General features: G+C 55.0%; 11 protein-coding genes. 2 read left to right on the top strand and 9 right to left on the bottom strand.

The features are described from left to right. Positions 1–9 precede the first annotated feature (9 nt). From REIFOR_RS08905 to REIFOR_RS08925, 5 genes are all read right to left on the bottom strand, one after another. Positions 10–2,199, bottom strand: coding sequence for a PepSY domain-containing protein (locus tag REIFOR_RS08905; RefSeq protein ID WP_100257223.1), 2,190 nt, complete (start codon positions 2,197–2,199; stop codon positions 10–12). Positions 2,200–2,219: 20 nt separating this feature from the next. After that, on the bottom strand, positions 2,220–2,690 hold the full coding sequence (locus REIFOR_RS08910) for a DUF2271 domain-containing protein (protein WP_100257224.1): 471 nt from the start codon (positions 2,688–2,690) through the stop codon (positions 2,220–2,222). An 89-nt stretch (positions 2,691–2,779) separates the two neighbouring features. Then, positions 2,780–3,097 (bottom strand): PepSY domain-containing protein, encoded by a 318-nt coding sequence (locus REIFOR_RS08915; RefSeq protein WP_100258739.1) that lies wholly within the window; start codon positions 3,095–3,097, stop codon positions 2,780–2,782. 302 nt (positions 3,098–3,399) lie between these two features. Then, positions 3,400–3,846, bottom strand: a complete 447-nt coding sequence (locus REIFOR_RS08920; RefSeq protein ID WP_100257225.1) for a methylglyoxal synthase — start codon at positions 3,844–3,846, stop codon at positions 3,400–3,402. A gap of 1 nt (position 3,847) precedes the next feature. Next, positions 3,848–4,201, bottom strand: a complete 354-nt coding sequence (locus tag REIFOR_RS08925) for a VanZ family protein (protein WP_100257226.1) — start codon at positions 4,199–4,201, stop codon at positions 3,848–3,850. A 73-nt stretch (positions 4,202–4,274) separates the two neighbouring features. On the opposite strand from REIFOR_RS08925, the gene REIFOR_RS08930 reads away from it, so the two are divergent. Continuing rightward, positions 4,275–6,512, top strand: a complete 2,238-nt coding sequence (locus REIFOR_RS08930) for a CHASE2 domain-containing protein (RefSeq protein ID WP_158524339.1) — start codon at positions 4,275–4,277, stop codon at positions 6,510–6,512. Between the two features lie 31 nt (positions 6,513–6,543). Here REIFOR_RS08930 and REIFOR_RS08935 read toward each other — a convergent pair whose 3' ends face one another. Genes REIFOR_RS08935 through REIFOR_RS08945 form a run of 3 tightly spaced genes read right to left on the bottom strand, consistent with a single transcriptional unit; the run spans position 6,544 to position 9,056 of the window. Continuing rightward, a complete protein-coding gene (locus REIFOR_RS08935; protein WP_100257228.1) occupies positions 6,544–7,506 on the bottom strand; it encodes an FAD:protein FMN transferase in 963 nt (320 codons plus the stop codon). A gap of 12 nt (positions 7,507–7,518) precedes the next feature. Beyond that, positions 7,519–8,793, bottom strand: coding sequence for a DUF3570 domain-containing protein (locus REIFOR_RS08940; RefSeq protein ID WP_100257229.1), 1,275 nt, complete (start codon positions 8,791–8,793; stop codon positions 7,519–7,521). Beyond that, positions 8,784–9,056 carry a DUF4266 domain-containing protein gene (locus tag REIFOR_RS08945; RefSeq protein WP_227003646.1) on the bottom strand — a complete coding sequence of 91 codons (273 nt, stop codon included), beginning with the start codon at positions 9,054–9,056 and terminating at the stop codon, positions 8,784–8,786. Before REIFOR_RS08945 ends, REIFOR_RS08940 begins: the two co-directional genes overlap by 10 nt. 446 nt (positions 9,057–9,502) lie before the next feature. On the opposite strand from REIFOR_RS08945, the gene REIFOR_RS08950 reads away from it, so the two are divergent. Next, positions 9,503–10,873: an MATE family efflux transporter gene (locus tag REIFOR_RS08950; RefSeq protein ID WP_100257230.1), complete on the top strand. Its 1,371-nt coding sequence runs from the start codon at positions 9,503–9,505 to the stop codon at positions 10,871–10,873. Positions 10,874–10,958: 85 nt separating this feature from the next. On the opposite strand, the gene REIFOR_RS08955 is transcribed toward REIFOR_RS08950, so the two are convergent. Continuing rightward, positions 10,959–11,684: a YebC/PmpR family DNA-binding transcriptional regulator gene (locus REIFOR_RS08955; RefSeq protein WP_100257231.1), complete on the bottom strand. Its 726-nt coding sequence runs from the start codon at positions 11,682–11,684 to the stop codon at positions 10,959–10,961. Positions 11,685–11,719: the final 35 nt, after the last annotated feature.

An 11,719-nucleotide genomic window follows, 5' to 3' on the forward strand; every position in this document is an offset into this window, starting at 1 on the left:
CCCAGTCGGTTAATAGATATCTTCCCGATAACGACCGGTCGATTTGAGTCGGTTAACATCGATACCCAGGGGGGCCAAGACCGTATTTAACGCCTCTTGCACGCCGACACTCATCGCCTTGCCACCACAGATCAAGAACTCGCCACCCTGCAGCACCAAGCGGCGCAGCTCCGGACCATCGGTTAGAATCCGGTCTTGAACATAGCCCGGCGCATCCGCATGACGCGAGAAGGCGGTCACCAGCCGGCTCAGACGATTATCGGCCAGATAACGAGCCAGTTCGGTTGCGAACAGATAGTCGGCGTCTGGGTGCCGCCCGCCCCAATAGAGGCTCATCAACTGGTGACGTTGGTTGTGGCGAATAAAGCCGACCAGGGGTGCTATACCGGTCCCGGCGCCGATTAGGATACTGGGTCGGGATTCGCTATTAGGGCGAAATTGCGCGTTCACTTGGATGTAGGCGGCAATTGAATCGCCGACGGCTAGGCTGTGCAAATAGTTAGAACAGATGCCGCCGTCCTGTTGGCGCACACAGATTTCCATTTCACCATCCCCGGAGCACGATGCAAGGGAATAAAAGCGCGCGCTGGTCTGCTCCGGTGGATAGATACCTACCAGGTCCCCGGCGGAAAAACTCGGCAGTTTCGGCTTTTTACCCAGCCCAAAACGCAACACCACAATAGGCGCATCGACCGCTTCGCCGTATAGGGTGCGCGAGAGCAATTGCAGGCTACTGGTCGGCAACCGCACCGGCTGATGCGCCAACTCGAAAGGGCTACCCAGGTAGTTAGACAACTCTTGACCCCAGCGGCTAAAAGTTTGGCACGATTGCCGATCCACCAGGGTCAAAGGTTGCAATGCTGGCCAGCCCTTGCGGTCGAGTTCGTCCTTAACTGCGATAGCGTAGGCACCAAATTGGGCAAATTGACGATCGCCAAAGCCCAACACGGCCACGGGTATCGAGCGTTCATCGGGAATACGCGCTAGCTTGGCCAAGAACTGCTGGGCCGAACTGGGTGCGGCGCCATCACCATAGGTCGAGGTGAGAATAAACAGCTGTTTAGCCTTGGGATACGAATCGGCTAGCGCATTCATGCTGTCGATATGAACGCGGTGACCGGCCTCAATCAGGGCATCGAATAGGGTTTTAGCGAACGCCCAGGTGGTGTTGCCCTCACTGCCCACCAGCAAGATCGTATCGGCCTGGACTGCCGGGCTATTATCGGCGATCGTGACGAGGGCGGCGCGGCGGCGCCACCAAATGGCCAGACCGGTATAGGTCATCACCGGCACGGTCAGGGTCGTCAGGCCGAGTATCAGGGCCAGCCACCAAAGACCTTCGCCAGTGTGCAACATATAGATGAATTCATACACCCGCTGGAGCGGGCCGAAGCTTCTAAATGACAGCAGCTCGCCGCTATTTTGATCGACAAACCCCAAACCATCCCGGGTGCGCAGTGAAAAAACGTCCGCCGGATCGCCCGGATAGGGAAAAACCAGATCGCGCAAGGCCCCGATGGGAAGGTCTTGCAAGGCGAGTAGTTGGCCCACCGGCGCCGGCGTGCCTATGGACACCGAGTCCGGAAAGAGCGGGTCCATTTGCTGATTATCCGGCAACAGCCCGAGGGTGGTGGCAGACATATAGAGACCGGTACTGGCCGACAAAATAAGCCCCAGCACGGCAAAGCGGCCCAGTTCGGCATGGATACGAGAGCGTAACGGACCTTGCACGGGCCCAAGCAAACGCCGCCAACCGCCCAAACGACGTAGCAAGAGCACGGCGCCGGATAGACTCAGGAGCAGCATCATGAGCGCAGCGGTTGCGCTCACCACTCGCCCGGGCGTATCCAACAGCAAGGAACGATGCAGGCTTTTGATCCAAACCATAACGGGCGACAACTGATAGGGGGCAATGGCCTGGCCGGTGATCGGGTCAACTCGATCGGCGACGCTGTTTTGGGCAGCACTAAAATAAACGATCAGGGAGCCTGAGGGAGTGCGCTCTATTTGCTCGGTGCTCGGATAGTGCTCAACAATGCGACCGACGACCTCGGCAACCGACAGGGCTGACGTACCCGACACCCGGGCCTGCGCCCGATCGATCAGCGGGCTGGCCGCCAAAACCACACCGGTTAGAGCAAGCACCAGTACCAATAGGGCCGCTAGCCATGCGGCCACAGAATGGAATGTTCGTAACATAGCAGGCATCCGAATAAGGCTTAGAGGGTGAAGGAGAAGGCCTTGATATAGCCGCGACCGCTCACCGCTTTTGCGCTGTTCGCCTGGGTCAGTGGCACGCTGACATCGTTGCGAATGTCACGTTTATCTTCCACCGAGGAATCTATCAATATCTGATAACCGGCATCTATCAGGTTGTCAGCAATCTCGACCGTGGTCGACAAGGTGCGACCTTTGAGGACGCTGGCTCCGGTTCGGCCGTCAAATTCGCTTGAGTCTAGATTGGAACCGCGGGCCCAACCGCCCAGATGGCGATAGTATTTGGACTTACGTCCGGCCACCCAAAGGGTTTGCTGATAGGCTCCGGCCTGATCGGCGATGTAGATTGCCAGATAGGCGCCATCACCGGAGTAGTTGCTCAGTTCGGTGGTCAGCGTCATGCTGCGCGCATAGGCCGGTGCGGCCGCTGCAATACCGATCACCAGGGCCATAATCCATAGGCGTTTATTCATATTTAGAACTCCAATTAAAGGTATAACAATCGGTTGGCGATCAACGCGCCGAACCGGGCGCTGATTAAAAGGGACAGGGGGCGGCTTCATTACCACGGGGATTCAATATCCAAATACTCGGCGGTGGACGCGCTGTCATTAAACTTAACTTCAAGCTTGAGCGCCCTAAAGGAGGCGGGTCGAAAATGGGCCGCCATGCGATGGCCATTGGCATCGTAGCCCTTAACCAAATAGCAGCCCTCACGGACCTGAATGCGTTTGACGTCCCAACCCTGTTCGACCAACAACTGGCGCAGCTGCTCCCGAGGTTGCCAACTGGCCACCGGATCGCTGCAATCGTCATCCGCTAGGGCTTGACCAATGGCCAGGCTGGAGGCTAAAACCAGAGATAATATTTTCAACGCCATAGCGATCTCCATCAAATTTATAGCCCTTATGATAAGGGTGAAATCTGAAGTGAAACTTAAAAATGGCGCGCAGGAGTGGGCAATATGGGGAATTAGAATATAAGGCGATACTGTATGCCTTACGGGCAAACCTAGGCCCACAGCTATTTAGTCCACTAAAAAGGGGCAACGGATTTGGCCCGGTTGCCCCTTGGCGGCTCAATCGGCCTGATGGGTTTTCAAAACGACCGACCGAACGGCCCCCGTTGCCGTCAACCGCTAAGTCTTAATGCAATAGAGCCCAATCGATTAACGGAAGTCGATTAAACGATATCAATTGGCGTTTGCCGACTGGTGTAGGCCGAGAAATCCGGTAAATCGGGCTTATAGTCGTTGTGCAACAGCGGTGAATTGATAATGTAATCGGCGCTGGCCTTGTTGCAGGCCACCGGGATATTGTACAGCGCCGCGATGCGCAGCAAGGCCTTAATATCGGGATCATGCGGCTGCGGTTCAAGCGGGTCCCAGAAGAAGATCAATACATCGATGGCACCCTCGGCGATCTTCGCGCCAATCTGCTGGTCGCCACCGAGCGGGCCACTCAAGAGGCGCTGTACCGGGCGATTCAGCGTCTGTTCGACCAACCGGCCGGTGGTACCGGTCGCGTATATGCCAATATTGGCGAACAACGCTTGATTGTCCTTGGCCCAAGTCATCAGCTCTTGCTTTTTATTATCATGTGCTACCAGAGCAATATTGCGTTTGGTCATCTTAGCGTTCCTGTCGAATTTTTTTAATGATCGGCTTGGCCGCTAAAATAACAGCACAGCCCAGTGCGACACCAGCGCAATCGGCTACCATATCGGCGAAACTGAACATCCGATAGCTGGTAAGCCCTTGCAGCAGCTCCACCAACACGCCAAATAGGATCACGATCAGCGCGGCCAAGACCAGATGTCGATGGGCCAGATAGCCTGACACCATGAGGACCCCATAGGCCAACAGATGATTAACCTTGTCGTTGGGGGAAAAGTCCGGCTGATCGATGGGCAATAGAGACAGCACCAAAACGCTCAACAGCAGCAGATAGAACAGTATTTGAAACCCGCGTTTAGTCGTCCACACTTTGTTAACCTCATGGCAATTGTCAGCTACGCTGAGGGTAGCAATGTCTGCTTGTGAGCTAAAGACTATTTTTATGCCTGTGTTAACCCTCTTAAAGCGCCACGCCCTACGCGGCACGGTTATCCTGATCAGCGTCTTTATCACCCTGTCGCTGGCCAGCTACCATCTTCTTCAGGCACAGAGTGACTACAACTCCTTTATCAAACGGCTCGACTATCTGTTTTACGACTGGCGCTACAACCTCTTGCTCGACGACGAACGTTTTCCGCGGGCCAATGAAACAATCATTATCGTCGATATCGATGAGAAGAGTTTGGCCGAGGAGGGTCGCTGGCCCTGGCCGCGCGACAAGATCGCGCTGATGGTTGAGAATCTCGCCGCTGCGGGAGCTGTGGTGATTGGTTTCGACATACTGATGACCGAACCACAGATCAACCCTACCCGTTCGCTGCAACAACAGGCGCGGCTCAAGGGCCGACCGGATTTGGCCGAACAATTAGAGGGCTTTATTTTGGCCACCGAATACGATGCTATTCTGGCCAAAAGCTTCAGCCGGACCGATATAGTGCTCTCGTTCCTATTTCAGGACGACGCCACCATCAAGGTCGGTCAATTGCCCGAGCCAATCTACCAATTGACGGCGGATCAACCCGCTCGCTTGATCGCTATCCGGGCCAATGGCTTCACCGCTAATGTGCCCATTTTGCAACAAGCGGCCACCAGTGCCGGTTTTATCGTGCCCAGCATCGATGGCGATGGCGTGTTGCGCAGCGCGCCCATGGTCCAGCTCTATCAACAACAGCTCTACCCGTCCCTCTCGCTGGCCATGGGCATGGCCTATTTGGTGATAGAACAAACCGACATAAATATCCGCCCGTTCAGCACCGATTACGATATGATTTCAAAATTCAATTTCGTCGACCAGCAGATCTATACCGACTTCAAGGCCCGCGTGTTGGTGCCCTATCTCGGGCCGCGCGGCCAGTTTCCCTATGTCTCCGCCAGCGATATAGTGCACAACAGCTTTGACCCCGAGCCGTTTGATAATGCCCTAGTGCTGGTCGGCACCTCATCGGTCGGCCTGGCCGATCTGCGCAGTACCCCAGTCGGCACCCAGTATCCGGGGGTTGAGGTACACGCAAATCTGCTTAATGGTCTATTACAGGGCACCTTTCCGGTCGAGATAGTGGAATCCAACACCATCACCGCCCTTATCTTGCTGCTGTTGGGGCTGATTTTCACCTACTATTCCAGCCGACTCGGACCCTTTCAGCTGACCCTTGCCACCATTGCACTGCTAATTGGCCTGGTCTCCTTTAACCTCTATTTCTGGTTTGAGCAAAATATCTCACTACCGCTCGCGAGCAGCTTCTTGTTGGCTTTGGCGCTGGGCACGCTGCATCTATTGGAGGGTTTTTTATCCGAACGCAAGGCCAAACGACACGTCACCAGCGTCTTTGGTCAGTATGTCCCGAGTGCCCATATCTCCCATATGCTGGCCGAACCGGCCAGGTATGGCTTTGCAGGGGAAACCCGTCAGATGACAGTATTGTTCTCCGATATTAGGTTCTTCACAACCATTTCAGAAAACCTCACGGCAACCCAGGTCAAAGACCTGCTCAATCGCTATTTTACGCCCATTACCGAGGCCATCTTTAACCATCAGGGCACGATCGATAAGTACGTCGGAGATATGGTCATGGCCTTCTGGGGCGCGCCACTAGATGATGCCCAACACCCGCTGCATGCGTTGGAATCGGCGATCGAAATGCTCACGATATTGGACCGTTTGAATCCCCAACTGCTCGCCCTGGGGTACCCGGAAATCCGGGTGGGTATTGGCATTAACACCGGCCCGATGGACGTCGGGGACATGGGTTCCAGCTTTCGCCGGGCCTACACCGTTCTGGGCGATTCGGTTAATCTGGGATCGCGCTTGGAAAACCTGACCAAATTCTATGGCATCGATATATTGGTCGGGCCGGAAACGCAAAAACAATGCAGCACCTGGACATTTCGCTTTATTGACAAGATACAGGTCCGGGGCAAAAACGATTCGGTCGATGTCTATGAACCCCTGGCGCCGATCGATCAACTGCCCAGCCATTGGCCTGCGGAATTGGCGCTGTTCGATCGGGCCTACCAGGCCTACCTGGCGCAAGAATGGGATCGGGCAACCATCCTGTTTACCGAACTGCTCTTCCAATCGACCCAAGCGGCGCTATATGGCGTTTATCTGCAGCGCATTGAAAGCCTCAGAGACCAGCTCTTGCCACCCGACTGGGACGGCACGTTTCTGCATACGATCTAGTAGCAAGCGTTCGGCGCAGAGATCGGCTGCATCACCATTGGAGCCAATATTGACGCCCTTGCTGATCTAAAAAGTCAGCCGCCTGCGACCCCTGCAATAGGGCCAAGGTACTGAGTAGACCGGATTCAAGGCAGGTATTGGCGCACACGCTGACCGAGCGAGGGCCGCCCGCTACCGGCCAACCTGTCTTGGGATTGAGGATATGACCGTAGATGCGCGCATCTTTTTTCAAGAACTTTCGCGCATCGCCACTGGTGGCCAAGGCCCCTGAGGGTAAGGTAAGGCAAAAGGCGGCAATTTTTCCGCCGTTGCCACCTAGGGTGCCTGGCTCCACCCCAATCTGCCAACTGTGCTCGGGGAACAACACGCCATTGGTGGCGATATCCCCGCCGAGATTCACCAGCATTGGCCCCAAACCGGGCAGACCCGACTGACTCATGGCCGCCAGCGCACGATCGGCGGCGTACTCCTTGCCCAGACCGCCGAAATCCAAAGCCATACCAGCGGGCATTTGAAATGCCTGGGTGCCATCGGCGTTGTGCCAATAGCGCACGGCCGGCCAATCGATCAGCGGCAGCAGCGCATCGATGGCCGACTGCTCGGGCAATCTCGCACTGCCGTCGAAGTGCCACACTCGCCCTAGAATGCCGGAACTGATGTCGAACAGGCCATCACTCAGCTGATAAGCTTGGTCGGCAAAGGCCAGCAGCGCCATGGTTTCGGTATCGATAGACACCACACCGCCGGCACTGTGATTGAGCGTTGCCATACTATTTGCCGTTCGATAGCGACTGTATTTTTGTTCGATACGGTGCACTTCGGTACATGCTAAAGCCGCTAAGCGCTCGGCAGTGGGGCGGTTCACACCGTGCAATAGGATCTGACATGGGCTAGCCATAGCGGCGAACTCCACCACCCACTCTAACTCACTGCGCCCCTGCTCGGCCGCCTTAAGCCGATAACCGTGCGCGCTTTCTGGCTTATCACTGCTCATCCCCGCCTCCGGTTAAAACACCATCTTGAAGCCAAGCTGGGAAATCACGGCATCCATTTGCGCGGCTTTATTGCCGGTGACCGGATCCGACTGGTGATACCACTCGGTGCGGAAGGTGACCGCCTGATTATCACTAAACTGATAGCCCATATTCAAACCCAGGGTCTGAGTCTGCAAATCCCCGAGACGATGATCGGCCGAGGCATAGTCCGGCACCTCGGCTTCGGCCAACCAGAGCTGATAGAAATCGGCCTTAGTCTGCTGATGCCAGCGGCCATGGCCCTCCAAATACAATCGCTCGCTTAGGTTAAAGCGCAGCAGAGCATCGCTTGTCTTCGCCACAACGCTCCAGTCGTCCCAGTAATAACGATAGGACGCGGTTAAGCTGTGGGTACCGAGGGCCACTTTTAATGCACTGTATAGACTTTGCTTAGCACGTTGTTCGGGCCTGGATTCATTCAGATAGTCCACCGGTACGCCTGCGCTGTCGAGCCGACTGATGATCTTATAGGGATCCGTGTGGTAACCGGACGACTTGCCGCTATTGTAATTGAGCTGAACGATGGAGATTTTATTGATCACCTGGGTAAGCCCCAAGGTATATTCGCCCACCCATTTATCTGCGCTATTGAGCGTCGATGCGGCCGTGAGCGAATCGCCCAAAATTTGAGGAATACCGTCCTCGGGCGCAATTCGGTCATAGGCGGCGGCGCCACTGACACTGACCTTGGTATTTCGACTAAACAGCTCAGCTGCCAAACCGCCATTAACACCAATCGACAGATAGTCCTCTTCCTTCGACAACGCCGTTCCAACACTGATCGTATTTAACGGGGTATTTAGGGGTTGGGTATAGGCCAAATCCAGGGCCATGCGAAAGTCTTCAAAGCCGCTAATCAGCGGGACCTCACCGGCCGCGAAAGTCTGTTCCCCGCCATCATCATCATCATCATCATCATCATCGCCTTCATCGCTCGATGCGGCATAGCTACCCGAACTGCCCGCAAAGGTCTGCGGACTGTCGACCACCGCCGCGCCATTATGTGAGGCACCGCCGAGTGTATCCAATACCAGGGTAGCCGAGGCAATCTGCTCGGGGCTCCAGATTCGCTTGAGGTTAATCACCGGTTCGAGCGCCGTGACTCGGTCTAGCTCACCATAATAAAGCACTGCCGCCTCGGCCTGCCAGTCGGTTCCCTCGGCCGCGGAGGCACCGACGGCGCTCAGCAAGGACCCGGATGCTAGCGCGAGCATGGACAATTTAAGCTGGGAGGATTTTAGTTGCATCCGCAGCCTCCGCCACTTTGGCCGCTGCCGCCGCTTGCGGCTTCTTTACTGAAATAGATGTGATTATCGAACTGGCCATTGAGCGCGTCGTTGCCGAAGGTCATGTCCGGGCGAGCCAATGTGCCGCGGGCCCAGGGCTTAACGCCCAGGCCAGAACAGCTGCTCAGGATCAGGGCTAAACTGGTAATCAACCAAATGGATCGGCCCAAGCCTCTGGTGTGGCGCCTAAAAGGCAGCGCCGTTCTTGCTAACTTCATTTTCATTTCAACATCCTAATAGCTTTAATCGCCGGCGTCCGAGGGCCTGGCAATTCTATTACATCATGACATCCACTGGCCACCGCGGCACGGTTGAACCTGACTGACCTTGCTAGCACACCGGCGGGTCGCGTAAGCCAGTCGACTCATTGTGGACAGCGTTGTTATCTGTTTAGCCAATGTAGTCCGAATCTTAACGCCCGATTCTGAAATGAACCTTAAAAAGGGTCTCCAGGAGCGGCCTGAGTGAACGGCTCAAGGAGTTTGGTGACCGTGAATAAATACTCGGGTATATTGCCTGGTCATTTAGACACGGGTACAGACGGCGTTTGGAAGGACCGCGGCAGCCATCAGCCTGCGCCAACGGCTGTCAAAACTTTGTACGCGAGCATTTTCACCAGGTGCTCAACCCGATAGCCGACGCTTAACCGCGCGCTCCATTAGGATTTATTATGACAGCCAGTAGCACCGGTTTGGGCACTCTAGCCATTCCAAAACTTTTCAGTTCCATGTCCTTGCCGATTATCTTCGGCCTGGTGGTCGGTGGTCTTTATAATGTGGTCGACGCCCTCTTTGTCACCCGAGGCTTGGGCATCAATGCAATCGGTGGGGTATCGATCGTTTTTCCGATCCAAATGATGATCATCGCCCTCGCCGGCTGGATCGGCTCCGGAGCGGCCTCCATAGTGGCTCGTCGTCTGGGTGCCAAAAACATGCCTGAGGCTGAACGGGCTGCCGGCAACACCCTATTCCTGGCGCTGGTGATGGGCTGCAGTATCACAGCTCTGTGTCTGTTTTTTATGCACGATCTACTCGACTTGTTGGCCGTCACACCAGCCCTAAAACCCTATTCACTGGAGTATTTGGTACCAATCTTAAGTGCCACGCCAGCGGTGTTACTCGGCGCCGCCTTCTCGGATCTGGCCCGAGCCGAAGGTAAGATGAAGATCCTAATGCTGTCGATGCTCTTGGGCTCGGTCACCAACATCATCCTCGACCCCATTGCGATCTTTGTGCTCGGTTGGGGCGTCCAAGGCGTGGCCTATGCGACCGTTTTCTCCCAACTCTTGTCGCTGGCCCTACTGCTCTTTGTGTTTGGTACAGGCCGCACCGATGTCAAAATTAAACTGAGCAATATTCGCTTTAATGCGCCTATTAGCGGCGATACCTTGGCATTGGGTTTCCCACTCTTTATTAACTATTTTGGGGTCTCATTGGTTATTGGCTTGGTGAACTACTCGCTCAGCCAATCCGGCCTGAGCGAAGCGGATTATTTGATCAGCGCCTATGGCATTTTAGGCCGAGTCTTTGTTTTTGTGTTTTTCCCGTTGCTGGGCATGACGATCGCCTACCAAACGATTTGCGGCTACAACTATGGCGCTCAGGCCTATGACCGGGTCGCCGAGGTGACGCGTTTTGCGGTCAAGGTGACCAGTCTCTACTGTGGCCTAATCACCCTGTTTGCGGTGCTCTTTCCAGATTGGATCTTTCGTATTTTCACCACGGATCTACAGCTTATTGCCCAGGGCCAAGACATCGCTCGGTTTCTCTTTCTGGGGTTCGCTCTGGCCGGTGCGACCAATATTTGGTCGATCTATTTTCAAGCCATCGGCCAGGCCAAGCCGGCCCTGCTGTTGTCGAGTCTGCACGTCTATGTGCTGCAGATTCCCATGCTGATTATCTTACCGCTGTTGTTCGGCATCAACGCCATCTGGTATATCTTTCCGATTTCCGATGCATTGACCTTCTTGGTGTCTCTGCTGGTAATCCGTTGGGCCTTTAAAAAGTTGGCGCACCAGCGCACAGCGCTCGCTCCCGGTTAGCGGTTTCGGCCGCTATCGGCTAGACACAAAAAAGCCGCAGCCTGTTACCAGGGTGCGGCTTTTTTGTCGGCAGACGAGCTTGGGACTAATCGTCCAGCGAATACTCAGCGTTGTGAAAGACATTCTGAACATCGTCGAGGTAATTCAATAGCTCGAGGAATTTCTCGAACAGCACAATATCTTCACCTTCGAGCACGGTCGAGGTCTGAGGCACGAATTGCACCTCATCGACGTCCAGATCGATATCAGGGAAGGCGGCCTTGAGCGCCGATTTGGTTTTGGCGTATTCGGTATGGGGCGCAAAAACCGTTACCTTACCGTCGGAGACCTCGATATCGGTGACATCAACATCGGCGTCCATCAGCGCTTCCAGGACCACGTCTTCATCATCGCCGGTGAAGGCAAAGATGGCGCAATGGTCGAACATATGGCTGACCGAACCGACCGTGCCGATCTTGGCCTTAACCTTATTGAAACAGATGCGCACATCGCCAAAGGTACGGTTCGGGTTATCGCTCAGACAATCGACTATAACCATGGTGCTACCCGGGCCATAGCCCTCATAGCGGGCCACGGCAAAATCCTCACCGCCGCCGCCGGCGGCTTTTTCCAGCGCCTTGTCGATCACATGGGCTGGGACCTGGTCTTTTTTGGCCCGGTCAATCAGAACACCGAGGGCCAAGTTACCGGCCGGTTCGATACCGCCCTTGGCACAGACATAAATTTCTCGGCTGTATCGGCTGTAAACCTTGGCCTTCATATCGGACGTTTTAGCCATCGATAATTTGCGATTTTGATAGGCTCTGCCCATAGAAAACACCATTATTTGGTTGGAAAGTGAGGGGA

The sequence above is a fragment of the Reinekea forsetii genome (assembly GCF_002795845.1).
GTDB lineage: Bacteria > Pseudomonadota > Gammaproteobacteria > Pseudomonadales > Natronospirillaceae > Reinekea > Reinekea forsetii.